Here is a 20,826-nt window from a genome sequence, read left to right on the forward strand (position 1 = left end):
CACGAACATTCAGTGCGGCCGCTCTCTGCGGCTCAGCGCCAGAAGCACAAGCCCGAAGACCGGCAGCAGGATATCCGTCCAGAACACCATTCCGGCGTTGCCCGGCGCGAAGTTATGGTCGCGAACCATGCCCAGCACATGTCCGACGGCAGCGCCCCACAGAAAGCAGGTTGGCCCGATGATGGCGGCGATCCTCAGACCGCGGCTCCCCGCAAAGGCCATGAAGCCGACAACGGCGAAGCCGAGGCTCGCATAACCGACCTCTGCCTGAAACGGGCTGTCTGCCCAGCCGATGAACGCGGCGACCATCTTGCCGAAAAAGACATGCATGATGAAGTTGTAGAACAGCGAGACGCCGATCGAAAAGAACAGGAACCAGGAAAGCAGGGCTTCCACCACCGCCCCGTTCGGGCGCGGTGAACGCTGGAGCAAAAGCGCGATCGCTGCAGCAACCAGCCCCAGAACAAAGCAGGTCAGCGTGAAATTCGAAAGAACTAACTTGATCGCAGCCGCCATCGGGCCCTCCTGTTTCAAGCCGCCAGTCCATGGCAGACGGTACGTCACGTCACCGTCACCAGGCCCTATCCTACTCCCGAACCCCCTGCCTTGTCTCCTCCAGGAAACAGGTCTTGCCCAGGCCGAACAGCAAGCGGCTTTTCGTGAACACTTCCGGCCGGGCTCCAAAGCTGCGGAAGCCCGCATAACCTTTGGATATGGAACGCATCACCGCCAAGCCACTGGACATGGAAGATGAAGGCATTATCTGTGATCGACGACACCAAGCCGACCAGCAAAAAGATCGCCTCCTCCATGCAAAATTCTGAAAACCGATCAAACCTCTCGCGCAGGGCCTTTGTCCTGAGCGCACTCCCGCTCGCCATGTCGGTTTCGGCATGCGTTTCGACAAACCCGACTGTGCAAGCCCCACCCGCTGCGGAGCCGCCCCAGGCACCGGTTCTGACGCCACGCAGCGCCGAACGCGATCTGCAATATGGGGCGATGACCGACGGCGGTCATGACATTCCCGCAGTGCCCTACTGGCAGATGAACCCGCAATTGCTGCGCCAGCGCGTCGAAAACCTCACGGGCGAACCGGCCGGCACCGTCGTGGTCGATACCCCATCCCGGTTTCTCTACCTTGTCGAAGATGATGGCACCGCCATGCGCTATGGCGTCGGCATCGGGCGGACCGGCTTTTCCTGGGGAGGCGAAGGCGTCATCCACTGGCGGCAGGAGTGGCCGAGGTGGAAGCCACCGCGCGACATGATCGAGCGGGATCCAGCGCTCGAAATCTATTCGGTCGCAAACGGGGGCATGGCGCCCGGAATATCAAACCCGTTGGGCGCGCGTGCGCTCTACATCTTTCAAAACGGCGAGGATACGCTCTACAGGCTGCATGGCTCGCCGGAATGGTCATCGATCGGCAATGCCGTGTCGTCGGGCTGCGTCCGTCTGATGAACCAGGACGTGATCGACCTCTATGACCGGGTGCCCTACCATGCCCGTATCGTTGTCCGCCAGCAGCCGGTTGGCGTGTGAGGCGGCGCGCGTCTGATCTTTATAGCCCGATGGGCCGGCCCCAGGCCGTTTCGCCCGAGCTGCCGACAGCGCGACTTTTCCCGCTCAGGACAGCGGGATGAGCCAGGCCTACGCTTTCTCCGGCATTGCGTCGAAGGCGCAAGCCGGCTCGGCGCTGATGCCGGTGATGGCCCGAAGCCTCGTGATTGCGAAATCGGTAAAAGCCCTGACAACGGGCCGCATGAACTTGGTCGAGGGGTAGGTCAGTGAGGCAGCGATCGGCTTTAGCGCGTAATCCGGCAAAACGCGCACAAGCCGTCCGTCGTCGATCTCGTCGATGACCTGATTGGTCTGGATGGTGCCGATGCCGCGTCCTGCAAGCAGGCTCTTCAGGAGCACCTGTGCGCTGTTGGTCGTCAGTACCGGCGAAACAGCAATGGTCACGGCCTCGTTTGCATGGCTCAAAAGCTGAAGTTCGTTCCGCTTTTCAAGCACATTCTTGGTGGCGACCAGGGCAATGTCGCAAAGCTGCTCAGGCCTGTCGACAGGCGGCGCGACATCCAGAAATTCCGGCGACGCGACCAGTATGCGTTGAATCCAGCCGATGCGCCGCGCGATGACATCCTGACCCTCGATCTTGCCGAAGCGGATGGCGATGTCGAAATTCTCGTGGATCAGGTCGACCTGCCTGTTTTCCAGGACGAGTTCGATATTGGTGTTGGGGTGGGCATCCAGAAACGCCATGACGATGGGATGAACATGCTTTTCTCCGATGCAGACCGGCGCATGGATCCGCAATGCGCCTTCCACTACACCATCGTTCAGGCTGACGCCTTCAAGGGCAGCATCGATCGAGGCAAGCGCATGGCGGCAGGAATCATAAAGCTCGGCCCCCTGGGCCGTCACCCTGACATTTTTGGGCGACCGCTCCAGAAGACGGGCATTCAGCCGGGCTTCAAGGTTTCTGATATGCTTTGTCACCGCCGGTTGGGATATACCCAGATCGCGGGCAGCCGCAGTGATCGATTCACGCTCGACAGTGCGAACGAACGCCTTGAGCGCTGCGTTGATGTCCATTGATAACATCCCGTTATGATACGTTAGCACCATAACCGAGAGAACGCAGGCCGACAAATGCCGTGACGTCTCGGGGACGATCTTTCTGACAGGCTTCAGACGTCGAAGGCCTAATCCCAGAATGCAGGCACGGTTTCTTCCAGACGCGGGCCGAGCCGCAAGGGCGCTATCTTCTCGGCAAGTCCGGTTCGATCCGAAATCTCGATGCCAAGGCCGCAGATCGTGGCCGGGCCGGTTGCGGCTTCGAAACGGGACTTGTTCATCTTGGATATGAAGCGGTTCAGCGGTTCTTCCTTGTCCATGCCGAGCGAGGAATCGTAATCGCCGCACATGCCGGCATCGGACATGTAGCCCGTTCCGCCATTGAGGATCTGGCAGTCGGCGGTCGGCACATGGGTGTGGGTGCCGACGACGAGGCTCGCGCGGCCATCAACGAAATGGCCGAAGGCCTGTTTCTCGCTGGTCGCTTCCGCGTGGAAATCGAAAATGATCGCATCCGCCTCGGCTTTCAGCGGGCAGGCTTCCAGAATGGTCTCGGCGGACTTGAAGGGATCATCGAGCTCGGGATGCATGAACACCCGGCCCATGATGTTGGCGACCAGCACGCGCGCGCCGTTTCTGGCATAAAACACCGAGGAGCCGCGCCCCGGCGTGCCCTGCGGATAATTCGCAGGACGCAGGAACTGCTCGTGCCGGTCGGCAAAGATGATCGCGTCCTTCTGGTCCCAGACGTGGTTTCCGGTGGTCACCACATCGGCGCCCGCGTCGATTGTTTCCTGAAAGATCGCCTCGGTAATGCCAAATCCGCCGGCGGCGTTTTCGCCGTTGACGATGACGAAATCGAGCTTCAGATCGCTGATCAGGCCCGGCAGGCGTTCCCACACCGCCGTGCGCCCGGTCTTGCCGACCATGTCTCCGAGAAAAAGCAATCGCATGAAATCTTATCCTGCCGTGCGCTGGGCGCCTTGTTTTCAAGGCCGGTTTAGCGTCACGGAAGCGTCATGGGAATGGCTTTTTCGCCGAAATCACGGTCTTGATACGCTCAAAATCGTTCGGGCGGCCCCCGAAACCAGCGAAAACCGGTCTCCGTCACCACGCCGTCAAGCGGCACGTCATGGTCCTCTGCGGGCACCATGGCTTCCTCCTGCAGCGAGAAGGCAACGCCAATCAATAACGGCTTGCGGCCCTTTTCGATGAGCTTTGCGATCGCGCGGTCGTAATGCCCGGCGCCGTAACCGATGCGGTTTCCATGGGCATCGAACACCGACAGCGGCATCAGCAGGATATCGGGATCGACCACCGCCGCATCCTTGTCCGGCGCCATGGTGCCGAAGCCGCCGGGAACCAGCGCACGCCCCGGCAGATACGCCCGGAACACGATGGTCTCGCGGTCGATGACGGCGGGCAGAGCAAGGGACGCGCCTGATTGCTCGAGCATACCGGCAAGAAGGGAAACATCAGCCTCGGAACGGATCGGATGAAAGGCAGCAACGCATTTGCCTGCGACGAAAGCGCCAAGCGCTGCAAAACCATGTTCGGAAATGGCGAGGCTCTTTGACCGTCGCTCGTCTGGAGAGAACGCATCACGGCGCTTCAATACGGAAGCGCGGATCGCCTCTTTGGCGGGAGGGCTCAAGACAATCTCCTCCGGTCAGAAAGTGCGGTCCGCGGCAACCGATGGAACCGGTTTGATCCTGGGCGCCTACAGAAGTAGGTGGGCGCCATATAACCCAGCCCACGGGCCAGGTCAGGGACAGCTCCCTTAGGATCGAGTAAGGCCCCGGGGATTCGTGTTGATTCCTGTCGAGAAGCGCAGACCGTAATCCTTATATAGAGTGTTGCAGGGCCCGCTGGAAGGGGCGAGGCACGCTATATTTTCGAAAGGCGGGAGAGGGCCCTGGCGGCCGGCCACCAAGTGGCAAGAAGGCAGGCGAAACCTATCGTGTGACGCCGGAAACCTTACGCGACAATCCGGTGATGCGTTCGGCAAGGCTTTCGAGCCTGGCTGCAAGCTCATCGGCTTCGGCGGCACGGTTTGCATCGGCGGAACCGGCGCTCTTTCGAAGCGCGGAAAGCTCTGCCGCATTGGCGTCGACGGCTGCCTGCAGATCGTGAAGCTCATCCATGATCATGATACCCGCCATCACCGTCAGACGCAGGTCGCCGATCTCGCCGAAACTGCCACGCAGGTTGGCGATATAGGAATCGAACCGTGCGGCGAGATCCAGAAGATGATCCTCCTGGCCCTCCTCGCAGGCCATCCGGTAGGCCTTGCCATCGATGTTGACGGTGACTTGCGCCATGGATACGCGTCCTATTTCTCGTGGGCCAGGACGGAGCGGATGGTTTCCATCGCCGCCACCAGCCTGCCCGAAACCTCACGGTTGACCTCTTCCAGCCGGTTGGCGCGGAACTGGGCCTGGTCGAGCTCGCGCGCAAGCCCGGCCCTGTCCTCATGCACGATCCGGACCTCGTTTTCGAGGTCCTGACGGTTCTGCAGATTTTCGGCGCGGGCATCGAGCGCGCTTTCGAGCCCGGCAAACGCCTTTTCGAGCGATGCGAGAGCTTCACCCAGCCGGTCAGTATGTGCGACCATTCGTAAGAACCCCACCCCGTGATGGAATTTGACCCGGCATCCTGCGCAAAACCATCGCACTGCCGCACGCGAATCGCCAAGATGCTCTAATTTTCATTGCGATCTTAGGAAGAGTTAACAGCAGAGGTCAACGCAGCGTGAAGGTTGTCAATAGGAAACTTGGTTGCTGCAGGCAAACATTGCCGCTCGGCAGATGATGCTGACGCCACCGGGCCGGGCATGGCGAGCGGGATACGCGCAATGCGGGACATTTAAGCGGTGGCAGGGCGTTTGGAAATGGTGTACGGTCCCGACGTTTTCGGGCGGGCAAGGCGCGTTTGGGATGCAGCCTTGCCTGGAGCCGGAACATTAAGAATAGTTTCACCGGCAGCATTGCCGTCCAGCGATTTCGCCGGTAATCCGTCGACCGATGTCATTCCCACAGACTTGAAGAAGCGAAGAGCAACATGACTTCTCTTGATAAACACAACCGGATGGCCAACGCGATCCGTTTCCTCTCCATGGATGCCGTGCAGAAGGCGAATTCCGGCCACCCCGGCCTGCCGATGGGCGCGGCCGACGTCGCGACCGTTCTGTTTACCCGATTCATGCGCTTCGATCCGAAGAACCCTGACTGGCCGAACCGCGACCGCTTCGTCCTGTCGGCCGGCCACGGCTCGATGCTGCTCTACTCTCTGCTCTATCTCCTCGGCTACGAGGACATGACGATCGAGGACATCAAGAACTTCCGTCAGCTGGGTTCCAAGACCGCCGGCCACCCGGAATACGGCCATGCCTCCGGCATCGAGACCACCACCGGTCCGCTCGGCCAGGGCATTGCCAATGCACTCGGCATGGCCATTGCCGAGCGCAAGCTTGCCGAAGAATTCGGCGAAGAGCTGATGGACCACTATACCTATGCGCTGTGCGGCGACGGTTGCCTGATGGAAGGCATCAGCCAGGAAGCCATCGCGCTTGCAGGCCATCTGAAGCTCAACAAGCTGATCCTGTTCTGGGACAACAACTCGATCACCATCGACGGCGCCGTTTCGCTGTCCGATTCGACCGACCAGCACGCCCGCTTCCGCGCCTGCAACTGGCACACGATCGACATTGACGGCCACAATCCCGATGAGATCGCTTCTGCCATCGAAGAAGCCCACAAGTCCGACAAGCCGACGATGATCGCCTGCAAGACGACCATTGGCTACGGCTCGCCGAAGAAGGCTGGCACCAACAAGGTTCATGGCTCGCCGCTCGGCGACGAGGAAATTGCCGCGACCCGCAAGGCGCTCGGCTGGGAATACCCGGCCTTTGAAGTTCCGGAAGACGTTCTCGACGCATGGCGCGTTGCAGGCCTTCGCTCCACCAAGACGCGCGTTGAATGGGAAGAAAAGCTCGACGACGCCAAGGCGGACGTCAAGGCCGAGTTCAACCGCCGCTTCGCCGGCGATCTTCCCGGCGGGTTCGACCGTGCGATCCAGAAGTACAAGAAGGAACTTGCCGAGGAGAAGCCGAAGCTTGCCTCGCGCAAATCCTCGCAGAACGCGCTGGAAGTCATCAACGGCGTCGTGCCGGAAACCTTTGGCGGCTCTGCCGACCTGACGGGTTCCAACAACACCAACACCAGCCAGACCGCGCCGATCACGCCGGATGATTTCTCCGGCCGGTTCATGCATTGGGGCATCCGCGAACATGCCATGGCAGCGGCCATGAACGGCATCGCGCTCCATGGCGGCCTGATCCCCTATTCCGGCGGCTTCCTGATCTTCTCCGATTACTGCCGCACCTCGGTGCGTCTGGCAGCGCTGATGGGCATTCGCGTCATCCACGTCTGGACGCATGATTCCATCGGCGTCGGCGAAGACGGCCCGACCCATGAGCCCGTCGAGCAGATGGCCTCGCTGCGCGCCGTGCCGAACCTTCTGATGTTCCGCCCGGCCGATGCGATGGAGACCGCAGAATGCTGGCAGCTGGCGCTCGAAAGCCGCGACGCGCCGTCCGGCATTGCGCTGACCCGCCAGAACCTGCCGGCCGTGCGCACCCAGTTCACCGAGAAGAACCTCTGCGCAACCGGCGCCTATGATCTGATCCCGGCCAACGAAGCCGAAGTGACGATCTTCGCTGCCGGTTCCGAAGTCGGCCTCGCGGTCGAAGCCCAGAAGACGCTGAGCGGCAAGGGGATCTCCACCCGCGTCGTTTCCGTGCCCTGCATGGAGCTGTTCTTCAAGCAGCCGGAAGCATACCGGAAGGCCATCATCGGCAATTCGCCGATCAAGGTCGGCGTTGAAGCAGGCCTGCGCATGGGCTGGGACGATTTCATCGGTTCGGATGGCATCTTCATCGGCATGACCGGTTACGGCGCATCCGGCAATGGCGAAGCGCTGTTCGAGCACTTCGGCATCACCGCCGATGCCGTCGTCAAGGCCGTGGAAAAGAAGCGCGCCTGATTTTGAAAAGCCGTAGCGTCCGGCTGTTCGAGCCGGACGCTACGCATCGAATTGTCGCAGACCGAAGATGTTTGCTGCAATTGCGATCGTAACCGCTTATATCGGGGCCGAGGCCTCGCAAGACCGTTGTCTCCGCTCCCTTTCCGGAAGCTCTCAGAGATGGGCGGCCTTGAGACTTTTCGAAACTATTCGCGAATAGGGAGTTTCTGACATGACTGTTAAAGTTGCCATCAATGGTTTTGGCCGTATCGGCCGCAATGTTCTGCGCGCCATCATCGAATCCGGCCGCACCGACATCGAAGTCGTTGCCATCAACGACCTCGGCCCGGTTGAAACCAACGCGCATCTTCTCAAGTACGATTCCGTTCATGGCCGTTTCCCGCATGAGGTCAAGGTCGATGGCGACACCATCGATGCCGGCCGCGGCCCGATGCGCGTCACCGCCATTCGCGACCCCAAGGACCTGCCCTGGAGCGACGTCGACATCGCGCTCGAATGCACCGGCATCTTCACGGCCAAGGAAAAGGCCGAAATGCTGCTGGCAAGCGGCGCGAAGCGCGTTCTGGTTTCCGCTCCGTCGGCCGGCGCCGACAAGACCATCGTCTACGGCGTCAACCATGACAGCCTGACCAAGGACGACATCATCGTCTCCAACGGCTCGTGCACCACCAACTGCCTGGCGCCCGTTGCCTATGTGCTGCATGAAAAGTTCGGCATCGAGCGTGGCTACATGACCACGATCCACTCCTACACCGGCGACCAGCCGACGCTGGACACGATGCACAAGGACCTCTACCGCGCCCGTGCCGCCGCCCTTTCCATGATCCCGACCTCGACGGGTGCTGCAAAGGCGATCGGCCTCGTCGTTCCGGAACTGAAGGGCAAGCTCGACGGTTCGTCGATCCGCGTGCCGACCCCGAACGTCTCGGTCGTCGACCTGAAGTTCGTTCCGAGCCGCGATGTCACGGAAGAAGAAATCAATGCAGCGATCAAGGAAGCCGCCGAAGGCAAGCTGAAGGGCGTTCTGGAATACAGCGAAGAGCCGCTGGTCTCCCGCGACTTCAACCACGACCCGGCATCCTCGATCTTCTCTGCACAGCAGACCAAGGTTCTGGAAGGCAAGCTCGTGCGCATCCTGTCGTGGTACGACAATGAGTGGGGCTTCTCCAACCGCATGGGCGACGTCGCCGTTGCCATGGGCAAGCTGCTGTAAGCTTTCCGAAGCATTATCGATTGCGATTGAGGCCGGGGTCATCCCGGCCTCTTTTTTGTTGGCCATTCCCGAAGCGCTGTCGGCTCTGGCAGAGCGTGCAAGCAGCGTTCATCGTGTGGCCTGGATGCTCGTGTCAAGCACGCGCATGACACGGCGTGGGTTGTGCGGCAGAGGATGACGGCGGCTGTTTTTCCAACACCCTCTCCTCCTCTCCTTGTCACCCTCGAGCTTAACCCGAGGGTCCAGGCGGCACTCTCCGCGAAGCCGAAAGGGCATGCCTCACGCGATCAGCAGCACCAGAACGCCGCAGACCACCAGGCCGCAGCCCGCCAGTTCCACACGGGTAATCCTTTCCCGGAAGAACAGGACGGAGGTGGCGATGGTGAACAGCATCTCGACCTGCGCCACCGCCTTGACGATTGCCGCCTGCTGAAGGGTCATGGCAAAGAACCAGCCAAAGGACGCCGTTGCGCCGACGAAGCCGACGGCAAGCGCCGGGCGCCAGGCACGGATGACCTTGCCGAGTTCCTTCCGATCGAAGGCCAACATGTAGGCAAGCATCGCGACCGCCTGCATCACGATCACGACGAGCAGGGTGAACGAGGCCTGCATCACGCTGTCGGGCTGGGGCAGGCTTGCCGCGAGTGAAAGAGAGGCGGCTCGATAGGAAATGGCCGAAAGTCCGAACAGCGTGCCGGATGCGATCCCGATCATCGCCGTTCGCGTCATCAGCCCTGAAACCAGCGCCTGAAAGCTGACGGCACTGCGCGACAGCGAAATCAGCATCACGCCGGCGATCGAGATCAGGATTGCGATCACCGCAACAGTGGAAATCGTCGCTCCGAAGAACAAAAAGGCGAGGATTGCCGCCTGCGCCGGCTCGGTGCGCGAATAGGCCGTGCCGACCGCGAAATTGCGGAAGGAAAACAGATAGACCAGCAGAAAGGTCGCGGCGATCTGGCCTGCCGCACCGATCACCGACCACAGCATGAAATCGCCATTGACGGCGGGAACGGGCCGATGAAGGCCAAAGGCCAGAACAGCGAAATAGAGAGCGGCGAAAGGCACGCCGAAACCGAAACGGGTGAAGGTGGCGCCAAGCGTTGCCATGCGTCCCTTCAGATATTTCTGAAACGAGGAGCGCAGGTTTTGCAGGAAGGCAGCGGCGAAGGTGATGCCGATCCAGAGTTCCATGGGAAAAGACCTTGATGTGACGGGAAGGGTTTGACGGCGAGCCGTCAGCCGCTCCGCCCGTTCGCGGTCTTGCAGAACTCGCCAAAGAACCGGGCCGGCAGGCGCTTGCGGTCCTGCAGGACGATACGGCATCGTTTCTGGTGGCGTTGTTTCAGCATGCCTTCCTATACCACCGGGGCACGCGCCGCGCCAGTTCTGCGGAAACGCCAAAGTCCATTCCCTTGGCCGCAGGTCTCTGCCATAAGACGGTCATGACAAAACCGATGACACATCCTCTGAAAACCGATTTCGAAACCGTCCGCGACTGGGTGTTCGATCTCGACAACACGCTCTATCCGCATCACGTCAACCTGTTCGCGCAGGTCGACCGCAACATGACCGACTATGTCGCGCGCCTGCTGGCGCTGCCGCATGACGAGGCCCGCGTGCTGCAGAAGCAGTATTACCGCGAGCATGGCACCACGCTTCAGGGCCTGATGATCAACCACGAGATCGATCCCGACGACTTCCTCGAAAAGGCGCATGCGATCGACTATACGGTGATCGAGCCGAACCCGGCGCTTGGCGAGGCGATCCGTGCATTGCCGGGGCGCAAGTTCATCTTCACCAACGGCTCCGTGCCCCATGCCGAAAAGACGGCGGCCGCCCTCGGCATCCGCGATCACTTTGATGATATCTTCGACATCGTTGCGGCCGGCTATGTGCCGAAGCCGGATGCCGTGGCCTATCGGAAGTTCCTCGACCGCTCCGGCGTCGACACCGCCCATGCGGCAATGTTCGAGGACCTCCCGCGCAATCTGAAGGAGCCGAAAGCGCTTGGCATGCGCACCGTGCTGATCGTGCCGCCCAACCTGGAATACGGGTTCTCGGAAGCCTTCGAGCGGCTCGGCGACGAGACCGGGCACATCGATTACGTGACCGAAGATCTTGCAGGATTTGTGACAAGTCTAGCATGATGAACAGAGTATGAATTACCGATTATTCAGGCTACCTGTCCTATAATTAAGTCGTCTTGGCGCCGCCCCTCACCTATTCTTTCCTCATCGGTCCACCAACACGAGGAAGAAGCCATGAATGGGAAGCAACTGACGATCTCGGCCCTTGCCGCCACGCTGGTGCTCGGCGCTGCAGCAACCCCGAGCCTCGCCCGCGACATGCGCGGGCCCCAGCCGGAAGGCCGCTTCATATACCTGCTCAAGACCTCCGACGCCAACAAGGACGGCAAGATCACCGAAGACGAGGTGATCGCCTTTCAGGATGGCCAGTTCGAGGCGATCGACGTCAATGGCGACGGTGTGATCACGCCCGGCGAGTTTGCCGACCATCGCAAGGCCCAGATGAAGGCCTTCCGTGACGCCAATCCCCGCCCGCAGGGCAAGATGGCCGCCACTGATGCGGCACCTGGCAAGCCCGCCCCCGGCGCCAGGATGGCTGCGGAGAACGGCGCTCCCGGAAAGATGCCTGGGCCCGATGGCAAGCCCGGCCCGAAGATGGCCGGCAATGCCGAAAACCAGGCCATGCCTGGCGGTCAGGACGCCCCGCGCCGCATGGCGATGAATGACGGCGGCCCGCAGCACCGCATGGACGGCAACGACAGGGGCAATATGGGCGAACGGAAGGGCGACGACCGGAAATGGGGCGGAAAGCCCGGCAATGTCGAACGCATCTTCTTCGTCCGCGCCGATACGGACCGAAGCGGCCAGGTGAGCCAGGAAGAGTTCGCAAATCTCGCCGCCAAGATGTTCAGCCGCATGGATCGCAACGGCGATATGGTGATCACGATCGAAGACCTGCCGAATCGTCGCCCGATGCCCTGATCGGGCCACCCGCCGAAACCGATGACCTCCATCGGCAAGCCTCCGCCCCACGGCGGGGGCTTTTTTCGTTTGCCCTGACCACTGGTTATCCTCGTACACGACACCCCAAAGATTGACGCCGTGGCTGCCCTCGCTTAGATCGGTTCAGACCAAAGCTTCTCTTTGCGCCCTTAGGCGCGACCGGCACAGGATACCAGCATGACCGATCTCACCTCGCTCGAGAAAACCATTGAAGACGCGTTCGAAAACCGCGGCGAAATTTCGGTTTCGACCACCGGCGAGGTGCGCGAGGCCGTCGATGAAGCGCTGAACCTGCTCGACAGCGGAAAGGCCCGCGTTGCCGAAAGGCAGGAGCACGGTGCCTGGAAGGTCAATCAGTGGCTGAAGAAGGCGGTGCTGCTGTCGTTCCGCCTGAACGACATGGAAGTGGTCAAGGGCGGCCCCGGCAACGCCACCTGGTGGGACAAGGTGCCCTCCAAGTTCGAAGGCTGGGGCGACAACCAGTTCCGCGCCGCAGGCTTCCGCGCCGTGCCCAACGCCGTCGTCCGCCGCTCGGCCTATGTGGCTCCGGGCGTGGTGCTGATGCCCTCCTTCGTCAATCTCGGCGCCTATGTCGGCGAAGGCACGATGGTCGACACCTGGGCCACCGTCGGCTCCTGCGCCCAGATCGGCAAGAATGTGCATCTTTCCGGCGGCGTCGGCATTGGCGGCGTGCTGGAGCCGATGCAGGCCGGCCCGACCATCATCGAGGACAATTGCTTCATCGGCGCCCGTTCGGAAGTCGTCGAAGGCTGCATCATCCGTGAGGGCTCGGTGCTCGGCATGGGCGTCTATATCGGCCAGTCGACCAAGATCGTCGATCGCGCCACCGGCGAGATCACCTATGGCGAGGTTCCGCCCTATTCGGTCGTCGTGGCAGGCTCCCTGCCGGCCGCAAAGCCGATGGGCAATGGCGCTCCGGCTCCGGGCCTCTATTGCGCGGTGATCGTCAAGCGCGTTGACGAGAAGACCCGTTCCAAGACCGGCATCAACGAACTTTTGCGCGACTGAGGGCTTTCAATCACCGCTGACCAATCCAGATAGAGATGATGAGCGCCACAGATCCCGTTGAAAACCTGAAAGCCCTGATCCGCTGCCCTTCCGTTACCCCGGAAGACGGCGGTGCGCTGAGCGCGCTTTCGGACATGCTTGCCCCGCTCGGTTTTGCGATCGAGCGGATGACGGCAAGCGAAAAGGGCACGCCCGACGTTGAAAATCTCTATGCCCGGCTTGGCACAAGCGGCCCGCATCTGATGTTTGCCGGGCACACCGATGTGGTGCCGCCCGGCGATTCGTCCTCGTGGAACCACCCGCCATTTGCGGCCCAGATCGCCGATGGGCGTCTCTATGGCCGCGGCGCCGTCGACATGAAGGGCGGTATCGCCTGCTTCATCGCAGCGCTCGCCCGGCACATCGAAAAGAATGGCGCGCCTGCGGGATCGGTCTCGCTCGCGATCACCGGTGACGAGGAAGGCCCCGGCATCAACGGCACCGACAAGCTTCTGCAATGGGCGAAGGCCCGCGGCGAAACATGGGATGCGGCCCTTGTCGGCGAGCCGACCAATCCGGACGCGCTCGGCGACATGATCAAGGTCGGCCGCCGGGGCTCGCTGACCGGCAGGCTGACGGTGACAGGCACCCAGGGCCACGTCGCCTACCCGCATCTGGCCGACAATCCGCTCCGGCCCATGGCCGCCATGCTCGACGCCCTGATGGGGACGCCGCTCGACGAAGGCACGGATCTGTTTCCGCCGACCAATCTGGAAGTGACCTCGATCGACACCGGCAATGCGGCCACCAATGTCATTCCCGAAAAGGCGACTGCAACCTTCAACATCCGCTTCAACGACCTCTGGAGCGAGGAAACGCTGAAGGCCGAAATCCTGAGCCGTCTCGAACGCGCCGCAGCCGCCGGCCGCAAGTCCCCCGCGCATTTTGCCGTCGCGTGGCTCGGGCGCGTCAGCCCCGTCTTCCTCACCCGGGACGAACAGCTTGCCGGAAGCCTGTCATCCGCAATCGAGGCCGTGACCGGCCGGACGCCCGCGCTTTCCACCACCGGCGGCACATCGGACGCGCGCTTCATCAAGGATTACTGCCCCGTGGTCGAATTCGGCCTGATCAGCCAGACCATGCACAAGGTCGACGAGCACGTGGCGGTCAAGGATCTGGAAACGCTCACCGAGATCTACCGCGCCTTCATCGAAAGGTGGTTCGCTCGTGCCGCGGCTTGCTGAGGTCCTGTTCTACCTGCGCGGACTTTGGCTTCTGAGCAAGGCCGATCCGGCCCATGCGCGATATCTCGATTTCACCGAGCGCGGCGTCGCCCGCTCGTTCTGGGCGTTGGCCTATTCCTTCCCGCTGATGGTCGCAAGCGAGCTTGTGAGCCTGACGCGGCTGGTGCAGCCGTCGATCGACCTTACCGTCATGGCGCTGCTGCGCACCGCGCTGATCCAGGGGCTGAGCTGGATGGCGCCGCTGGTGGTGCTGGGCGTCGTCTGCATGGTCTCCGGCCTGCCGCGGGCCTTCCTGAAGATCATCGTCGCCACCAACTGGCTGAGCCTGCCGGTGAACCTTTTCGCAGCGCTTGCGATCTTCCTGATTGCGACCGGGCTGCAGCCGCTCGCCAGCATCATTCTGCTCTTGTTCCAGATCGTGCTGCTGGCCGCCTTCCTGTTCGAGGTCCGGATCATCTATCTGCTGATGAGCGAGAAGGTGCTGCCGACCGCAGTGGCCATCATCGCGTCCGCCATCACGGCCCTCCTCGTGACCGATATCGGAACCCGTTACATCGTCGGGGTGTGAGACCGCGCTTACTTGACACAGACCTGCGCGCGCGCAAGGATTGCAGCCACATCGGGGGATGACGCATGATCAGAAAATTTCCGGCACTGGCCGTTCTGCTGGGTCTTGTCGCCTGCCAGACCGGCCCCGTATCCGTTCTCTACAAGGAAGGCTCGACCCGTTCCGAGCGGCAACAGGCCTATGACCAGTGCTTCATCGCCGCTCTTCGGGAGGTCCCGCAGAACATGGTGACGGACGTCTCCGGCGGTTACAGCGTTCCCGGAACCATCGCCTGCAGCGACAACGGCATCTGCACCGAGGTCGGAGGCTACACCACCCCGATCGAGAGCTACAGCTACGACACCAATGAGAAACTGCGCGACCGTGTGGTTGACCGCTGCCTGCAGGAAAAGGGCTTTGAAGCCGTGCAGGTGCCCTATTGCCAGACCAAGGAAGAGCGCGCGGCTTACAGTCTGCAGATGGCCCAGCCCCCGCTCAGCGAATTTGCCTGCGTGACGGGACAGACCTTCTCGAAGTAGAAGATGGCAAGCCGGCTGCAGCGACTTGCAATGGCAAGTGCCCGCGCCTTGGTGAACCGATCAGCTGTTGTGGAAACCGATCACCACTTCGCCATCTTCCTTGACGAAGGCGCCGACCGCACCCGGATTCGGGAGGATCTCCAGCACGGTTTCGGACGGCCGGCAGAGCTTCACGCCCTTTTCCGTCACGACGATCGGCCGGTTGATCAGGATCGGATGCGCCATCATGGCATCGATCAGTTGATCATCGGAGAGGCTTTGATCGTCGAGGCCGAGTTCTTCATAAGGCGTGCCCTTGATGCGCAGCAGGTCACGCACGGAGATGCCCATCGCCGCGATCAGTTCCACAAGCCGCTCGCGGCTCGGCGGCGTTTCGAGATATTCGATTACCTCCGGCTCTTCGCCGGAAGCGCGGATCATCGCCAGCACGTTACGTGAGGTGCCGCAATTCGGGTTGTGATAGATGGTAACCGGCAACGAAGCCTCCGACATATCCATAATACTGGAAGCATCGATATACAGAATTGTGCGATTGCGCAAGACCGCCGGAACAGGCTTAATCGCCTGGATATTCCACCTTCATGAAGTAGAGGCCCTCTGGTGGCGCCACCGGCCCGCAGGCCCTGCGGTCGCGCGCTTCGAGCGCGGCGCGCACATCTTCGGGCGACATCTTGCCTTCGCCGGCAAGCTTCAGCGTGCCCGCAAAGGACCGGATCTGGTTGTGCAGGAAGCTCTGGGCGGTCGCGCGAATTTCGATCACGTCTTCGACCCGCGTCACGTCCAGACGGTCGAGCGTGCGCACCGGCGACTTGGCCTGACACTGGACCGAGCGGAAGGTGGTAAAATCATGCTTTCCGACAAGCACCTGCGCCGCCGCATGCATGGCGGCGTGATCGAGCGGCTTCGGCACCCACCAACCCCGGTTCCAATCGAGCGCCGGATGGGCGCGGCGATTGATGATCCGGTAGAGATAATGCCGGCGCAGAGCGGAAAAGCGGGCATCGAAATTCTGATCCGTCTCGACGACATCGACCACCGAGACGGCATCGCGGGCAAGACGGAGATGCGCGTTCACCGCGTTCAGAAGCGTGAACGGGCTCCAGGGCTTTTCAAGATCGAGATGCACGACCTGCCCGCGCGCGTGGACGCCGGAATCGGTGCGGCCGGCCCCACGGATCGAAACGGTTTCGCCGGAAAACCCGGCGACAGCCTCCTCGAGCGCGCTCTGCACCGAGCGCCCCGTCGCCTGACGCTGCCAGCCAACGAACTTGGTGCCCTCATACTCGACCGTCAGCCGGTAGCGCGGCATCAGGAAAGCACCGTGCCGGGCGGCAGGGCAACGCCGCGCAGGAATGCGTCTGCGGCAAGCGGCTTGCCGCCGGCCTTCTGCAACATCTTCAGGCGAACGGCGCCAGCGCCGCAGGCAATCGTCAGATCGGCACCGTCCAGAACCGTGCCGGGCGCGCCGCTTCCCGCGCCGATCGCGCTTTCAAGAACCTTCACCCGTTCCGGCCCCTTGGCAGACGGCACCTCCATCCAGGCGCCAGGGAATGGCGCCAGCGCGCGAATGTGGTTGTGAACCTCTTCTGCCGGGCGGGAAAAATCGATCCGGGTTTCGGCCTTGTCGATCTTGCGGGCATAAAGAACGCCGTCTTCGGACTGCGGCTCAAGCGGCAGATCGCCCGCTTCGAGCTTTTCCATAGCCTCGACCATCAGCCGCGCGCCATCGAGCATCAGCCGGTCGTGAAGCGCGCCTGCCGTCATGTCCGGGCCGATCGCCACCCGCTTCGTCAGGGCAACGGGGCCGGTATCGAGCCCCTTTTCCATCCGCATCACCATCATGCCGGTCTCGCTGTCGCCGGCCATGATCGCGCGCTGGATCGGCGCCGCACCGCGCCAGCGGGGCAGAAGCGAGGCGTGACCGTTGTAGGCGCCAAGCCGCGTGCCGGAGAGGATCGCTTCGGGCAGCAGCAGGCCGTAGGCCACCACCACCGCGACATCGGCCTCAAGCGCTGCAAAGGCCGCCCGGTCACCTTCCTCGCGGAAATTGGCGGGCGTGCGCACCGGCAGGCCGAGAAGTTCGGCCGCCTGGTGGACCGGAGACTTTACCGTTGCAAGCCCGCGCCTGCCGGCCGCGCGCGGCGGCTGGGTGTAGACACAGGCGATCTCGTGGCCCGCTTCCTTCAAGGCGCGAAGCGTTGGCACCGAGAATTCCGGCGTGCCCATGAAGACTATCCTGAGCGCCATGATCGCTCCTTCTCACCTGAAGGCCTGCCGCGACGCGCACAGGCCGGAACGTGTGCAAAGCCCCTGCCCTTGCGGCAGGTTCAGAGCTTGGCTTTCGCCGACTTGGAGAATTTCTTGATCACGCGGTCGCGCTTCAGACGCGACAGGTAATCGATGAACAACGCGCCATCCAGATGATCAATCTCATGCTGAAGGCAAGTTGCGAGAAGCCCATCCGCCTCGATTTCCTGTTCCTTGCCCGACAGGTCGGTGTAGCGCACCCGCACCATCGCCGGCCGCTCCACCTCGGCATAGAAGTCCGGTATCGAGAGGCAGCCCTCTTCATAGACGGAGCGCTCATCCGAGGCGTGCAGCACCTGCGGATTGATCACCACCATGGGGCGTTTCTCGTCCTCGTCCTTGTTGGCGACGTCGAGCACCAGCATGCGGCGCGGAACGCCCACCTGGATCGCAGCGAGGCCTATGCCAGGAGCCTCATACATGGTCTCCAGCATATCATCGGCAAATTTCTTCAGGTCGTCGTCAATGCGTTCGACCGGTTCGGAGACCTTGCGCAGCAGAGGGTCGGGCAGGATAATCAAAGGCATCGTGGTCATGCCCTCCCCATAGCGCAAGTTCGCGCCGGGGGAAATCTTTTCATGTGCCGGTCAGAAACCGAGTGGCTTCGTTTTTGCGCCAATCCACCATGTTCACGTTTTGATCTTACTTCCCTGTGAAAACATGCTAGGCTTCAACCTGTCTGAAACCGGATGGATATGATGTGGGCGACACTGCAAACGATGGATCCAACCATGCTGGCCATGGGCGCGGCCCTCTTCATTCTGCTCGCGATCGTCGCGGTGCTCCTGGCGGGGCGCAGGGGACGCCAGGAGCCGCTTGAACGCGAACTCGAGAAGCTGGTCGTGTCGCAGGGGGAGATGCAGGCGCGGATGGCAACGATGGCCGAGCTTTTCGGCAGCCGCCAGTCGGAGCTCAACGCCGCGCTCGGCTCCCGTCTTGACGGGCTTTCCCACCGGATCGGCTCAACCCTTCACCAGCAGCATCAGACCACGCACGAAAACCTGAGACGGCTTCAGGAGCGGCTCGCCGTCATCGATGCCGCGCAGAACAATATCCAGTCGCTGGCAAAGGACGTGGTCGGCCTGCAGGCCATTCTTTCGAACAAGCAGACGCGCGGCGCCTTCGGCCAGGGCCGGATGGAAGCGATCATCGCCGACCAGCTGCCCGCCGGCAGTTTCCGGTTCCAGGCCACACTGCAGAACGGCACCCGTCCCGACTGCGTCATCGACATGCCCAACGGCGCGCCGCCGCTGATCATCGACGCCAAGTTTCCGCTCGAAGCCTGGAACGCGATGCGGGCCGCCGAGACCGAGGAGGCAACGCGCAGCGCCAGCCAGCGCTTCCGACGCGATCTCGACACCCATATCCGCGACATTGCCGGCAAGTATCTCCTGCCGGGCCAGACCCAGGACACTGCCTTCCTGTTCGTGCCGTCCGAATCGATCTTCGCCGATATCCACGAACATCATGAAGCCGTCATCCAGCGCGCCCATGCCGCGCGAGTGGTGATCGTCTCGCCGACGCTTCTGGTCCTGTCGATCCAGGTCGTGCAGGCGGTCCTGAAGGACCAGAGAATGCGTGAACAGGCGCATCTGATCCAGGGCGAAGTCGCCAATCTTCTTTCGGACCTGACCCGGCTCAACGAACGCGTTGGCAAGCTGGAGAGCCATTTCAACCAGGCTCGCCAGGATGTCGAGACGATCCGGATCTCCACAGGCAAGATTGCGCGACGGGGCGAGCGCATCGGCGCGCTGGAATTCGAGAAGGCAAGAACGGAAAGTCCAACTGCCCCGGAGCGCACCGAAGACCTGGAAGGGCTCGGGCGCATGAAGCTGCGCGTCGTCGACGAGGATTGATTGCCATCGGCGCGCCCGGGCAATACAAGCGTTGAAAGCATCGCCCGCACACAAGGCGCGACGCTCCTTTGCGACCGACGCCGCCGCACCGCGCAGACGGCTTCATTCAGAATAACGGCCTTGCAGCCGACGGGAGACAGTCATGATCACGGTTTTTGGTTCGATCAACATGGACCTCATCGCCAACACCGAGCGCCTGCCAAAGCCGGGCGAAACCGTGACGGGAACCGGCTTTGCCACGGCACAGGGCGGCAAGGGGGCGAACCAGGCGCTCGCCGCCCGCCGCGCGGGCTCGAAGGTCGCCATGGCAGGCGCCGTCGGTACGGATGATTTCTCAACCTCTGCAACCCAGCTTCTCGATGACGCAGGCGTCGACCTTTCCGCCGTCCGAACGGTCGACGGCGCGACCGGTACCGCGATGATCCTGGTTGGCGGCGACGGCGAGAACGTGATCGTCATCAATGCCGCCGCCAATGGCGCGGTCAGCGCCGCCGATGCGGAAAAGGTGGTCGCCGACATGTCAGCCGGCGACACGCTGGTGCTCCAGCTTGAAATTCCTGCCCCGGCCATTCGCGCCGCCCTTGTTGGCGCCCGCGAAAAAGGCATCCGGACCGTGCTCAACACAGCGCCGCTGACAGCCGAAGCCGCGGAACTCGGCGCGCTCGCCGACATCGTCATCGCCAACGAGACCGAATTCGAGCGCCTTGTGGGCGCCGACGAACTCGGCAGTGAAGGCCGGATTTCGATGCTGAAGAGCCGCCACGACAAGACCGGCCAGACGATCGTGATCACGCTCGGCGCCGATGGCGTTGTAGCCATGCATGAGGGCAATTTCCATCGGATCGACGCCCTGAAGATCGATCCGGTCGACACGGTCGGCGCCGGCGACACCTTCTGCGGCTATCTCGCGAGCGGCCTCGACAGCGGCCTCTCCTTCGAGGAGGCCGCCCACAGGGCGTCCGTTGCCGGCGCTCTCGCCTGCCTGAAGCCGGGCGCCCAGCCTTCCATTCCGACAAAGGCGGATGTCGACGCCCGGGCCTGACCGCAGTCTCCGTTCACCCGAGCGAACCTTGCGCAGTGTGATGTGTGCGCCTGACATCTCGGGAAAGCGCCGCACGAACAGATGAAGCGTTTGCGTGTTTCGATGAGGCGGAGGGAAGCGCAAGCGCCGCGAACCGAGATCGCGGCAGGCATTTTTGCGCATTTTCGAAACGGCGGCCATTTGCGGCCGCCGTTTTTTTCGTGCGCGCCTCAATCCGGACGCAGTTATCCCGCGTAGAATAGAAATCCAGACTTGCCAAGGTGCCGGCCATGCCGGTTGTCTGGAACGGGGGTGCGCCCCGCCCCGGTACATCACCCCCCGATGTGCCGGGGGTGCTTGGCTGCAGCAGCCTGCATGTCGCGAAAGCGCAGGACCGGCAGCGCGGCCATGACTGGAGGTGGTCGGGGTAACCCGGCCA

General features: G+C 62.2%; 22 protein-coding genes and 1 other RNA gene. 11 read left to right on the top strand and 12 right to left on the bottom strand.

What is annotated here, in order from left to right:
- Positions 1–9: 9 nt before the first annotated feature.
- The gene (locus tag HPQ62_RS11290) at positions 10–516 is read right to left on the bottom strand and encodes a DUF6790 family protein (RefSeq protein WP_174802645.1); all 507 of its coding nucleotides are present in this window, start codon (positions 514–516) and stop codon (positions 10–12) included.
- 294 nt (positions 517–810) lie between these two features.
- Between HPQ62_RS11290 and HPQ62_RS11295 the strand changes: the two genes are divergently transcribed.
- Positions 811–1,539: a L,D-transpeptidase gene (locus tag HPQ62_RS11295; RefSeq protein ID WP_174802795.1), complete on the top strand. Its 729-nt coding sequence runs from the start codon at positions 811–813 to the stop codon at positions 1,537–1,539.
- A gap of 108 nt (positions 1,540–1,647) precedes the next feature.
- Here the strand turns inward: HPQ62_RS11295 and HPQ62_RS11300 are convergent, their stop codons facing one another.
- The 6 genes from HPQ62_RS11300 to HPQ62_RS11325 form a co-directional block, all read right to left on the bottom strand.
- Positions 1,648–2,595 (bottom strand): LysR family transcriptional regulator, encoded by a 948-nt coding sequence (locus HPQ62_RS11300; RefSeq protein ID WP_174802646.1) that lies wholly within the window; start codon positions 2,593–2,595, stop codon positions 1,648–1,650.
- A gap of 110 nt (positions 2,596–2,705) precedes the next feature.
- Positions 2,706–3,530 carry a TIGR00282 family metallophosphoesterase gene (locus HPQ62_RS11305; protein ID WP_174802647.1) on the bottom strand — a complete coding sequence of 275 codons (825 nt, stop codon included), beginning with the start codon at positions 3,528–3,530 and terminating at the stop codon, positions 2,706–2,708.
- A 107-nt stretch (positions 3,531–3,637) separates the two neighbouring features.
- Positions 3,638–4,231, bottom strand: coding sequence for a 5-formyltetrahydrofolate cyclo-ligase (locus HPQ62_RS11310; protein ID WP_174802648.1), 594 nt, complete (start codon positions 4,229–4,231; stop codon positions 3,638–3,640).
- 22 nt (positions 4,232–4,253) lie between these two features.
- A non-coding RNA gene (gene ssrS, locus HPQ62_RS11315) (6S RNA) lies at positions 4,254–4,417 on the bottom strand.
- A 115-nt stretch (positions 4,418–4,532) separates the two neighbouring features.
- Positions 4,533–4,898, bottom strand: coding sequence for a cell division protein ZapA (locus tag HPQ62_RS11320; protein ID WP_174802649.1), 366 nt, complete (start codon positions 4,896–4,898; stop codon positions 4,533–4,535).
- A gap of 11 nt (positions 4,899–4,909) precedes the next feature.
- Positions 4,910–5,191 (bottom strand): DUF4164 domain-containing protein, encoded by a 282-nt coding sequence (locus tag HPQ62_RS11325; protein ID WP_174802650.1) that lies wholly within the window; start codon positions 5,189–5,191, stop codon positions 4,910–4,912.
- Between the two features lie 446 nt (positions 5,192–5,637).
- On the opposite strand from HPQ62_RS11325, the gene tkt reads away from it, so the two are divergent.
- A complete protein-coding gene (gene tkt, locus HPQ62_RS11330; protein ID WP_174802651.1) occupies positions 5,638–7,620 on the top strand; it encodes a transketolase in 1,983 nt (660 codons plus the stop codon).
- 211 nt (positions 7,621–7,831) lie between these two features.
- Positions 7,832–8,833: a type I glyceraldehyde-3-phosphate dehydrogenase gene (gene gap, locus HPQ62_RS11335; protein ID WP_174802652.1), complete on the top strand. Its 1,002-nt coding sequence runs from the start codon at positions 7,832–7,834 to the stop codon at positions 8,831–8,833.
- Positions 8,834–9,112: 279 nt separating this feature from the next.
- On the opposite strand, the gene HPQ62_RS11340 is transcribed toward gap, so the two are convergent.
- A complete protein-coding gene (locus HPQ62_RS11340) occupies positions 9,113–10,027 on the bottom strand; it encodes an EamA family transporter (RefSeq protein ID WP_174802653.1) in 915 nt (304 codons plus the stop codon).
- A gap of 263 nt (positions 10,028–10,290) precedes the next feature.
- On the opposite strand from HPQ62_RS11340, the gene HPQ62_RS11345 reads away from it, so the two are divergent.
- The 6 genes from HPQ62_RS11345 to HPQ62_RS11370 all read left to right on the top strand — a co-directional run bounded on the left by HPQ62_RS11345 (position 10,291) and on the right by HPQ62_RS11370 (position 15,203).
- Complete coding sequence (locus tag HPQ62_RS11345) at positions 10,291–10,983, top strand: pyrimidine 5'-nucleotidase (protein WP_174802654.1); 693 nt, start codon at positions 10,291–10,293, stop codon at positions 10,981–10,983.
- A gap of 114 nt (positions 10,984–11,097) precedes the next feature.
- Positions 11,098–11,844, top strand: coding sequence for an EF-hand domain-containing protein (locus tag HPQ62_RS11350; RefSeq protein ID WP_174802655.1), 747 nt, complete (start codon positions 11,098–11,100; stop codon positions 11,842–11,844).
- A 198-nt stretch (positions 11,845–12,042) separates the two neighbouring features.
- Positions 12,043–12,894, top strand: a complete 852-nt coding sequence (gene dapD, locus HPQ62_RS11355) for a 2,3,4,5-tetrahydropyridine-2,6-dicarboxylate N-succinyltransferase (RefSeq protein WP_174802656.1) — start codon at positions 12,043–12,045, stop codon at positions 12,892–12,894.
- A 38-nt stretch (positions 12,895–12,932) separates the two neighbouring features.
- Positions 12,933–14,117 (top strand): succinyl-diaminopimelate desuccinylase, encoded by a 1,185-nt coding sequence (gene dapE / locus HPQ62_RS11360; protein ID WP_174802657.1) that lies wholly within the window; start codon positions 12,933–12,935, stop codon positions 14,115–14,117.
- Positions 14,101–14,685: a hypothetical protein gene (locus HPQ62_RS11365; protein ID WP_174802658.1), complete on the top strand. Its 585-nt coding sequence runs from the start codon at positions 14,101–14,103 to the stop codon at positions 14,683–14,685. The genes dapE and HPQ62_RS11365 overlap by 17 nt, the downstream gene beginning before the upstream one ends.
- A gap of 65 nt (positions 14,686–14,750) precedes the next feature.
- Complete coding sequence (locus tag HPQ62_RS11370) at positions 14,751–15,203, top strand: hypothetical protein (RefSeq protein WP_174802659.1); 453 nt, start codon at positions 14,751–14,753, stop codon at positions 15,201–15,203.
- Positions 15,204–15,263: 60 nt separating this feature from the next.
- On the opposite strand, the gene arsC is transcribed toward HPQ62_RS11370, so the two are convergent.
- The 4 genes from arsC to def form a co-directional block, all read right to left on the bottom strand.
- A complete protein-coding gene (gene arsC / locus HPQ62_RS11375; RefSeq protein WP_174802660.1) occupies positions 15,264–15,680 on the bottom strand; it encodes an arsenate reductase (glutaredoxin) in 417 nt (138 codons plus the stop codon).
- Between the two features lie 79 nt (positions 15,681–15,759).
- Positions 15,760–16,512 (bottom strand): tRNA pseudouridine(38-40) synthase TruA, encoded by a 753-nt coding sequence (gene truA / locus HPQ62_RS11380; RefSeq protein ID WP_174802661.1) that lies wholly within the window; start codon positions 16,510–16,512, stop codon positions 15,760–15,762.
- Positions 16,512–17,450 carry a methionyl-tRNA formyltransferase gene (fmt, locus tag HPQ62_RS11385; RefSeq protein WP_174802662.1) on the bottom strand — a complete coding sequence of 313 codons (939 nt, stop codon included), beginning with the start codon at positions 17,448–17,450 and terminating at the stop codon, positions 16,512–16,514. Before fmt ends, truA begins: the two co-directional genes overlap by 1 nt.
- 80 nt (positions 17,451–17,530) lie before the next feature.
- Complete coding sequence (def, locus tag HPQ62_RS11390; RefSeq protein WP_174802663.1) at positions 17,531–18,046, bottom strand: peptide deformylase; 516 nt, start codon at positions 18,044–18,046, stop codon at positions 17,531–17,533.
- A 162-nt stretch (positions 18,047–18,208) separates the two neighbouring features.
- Here def and HPQ62_RS11395 point away from each other — a divergent pair, with 162 nt between their 5' ends.
- Both HPQ62_RS11395 and HPQ62_RS11400 read left to right on the top strand, forming a co-directional pair.
- Complete coding sequence (locus HPQ62_RS11395; protein WP_425312623.1) at positions 18,209–19,366, top strand: DNA recombination protein RmuC; 1,158 nt, start codon at positions 18,209–18,211, stop codon at positions 19,364–19,366.
- 142 nt (positions 19,367–19,508) lie between these two features.
- Positions 19,509–20,408, top strand: a complete 900-nt coding sequence (locus HPQ62_RS11400) for a ribokinase (RefSeq protein ID WP_174802665.1) — start codon at positions 19,509–19,511, stop codon at positions 20,406–20,408.
- The last annotated feature ends 418 nt before the right edge of the window (positions 20,409–20,826 follow it).

The sequence above is a fragment of the Martelella limonii genome, from assembly GCF_013344475.1.
Taxonomy (GTDB): domain Bacteria; phylum Pseudomonadota; class Alphaproteobacteria; order Rhizobiales; family Rhizobiaceae; genus Martelella; species Martelella limonii.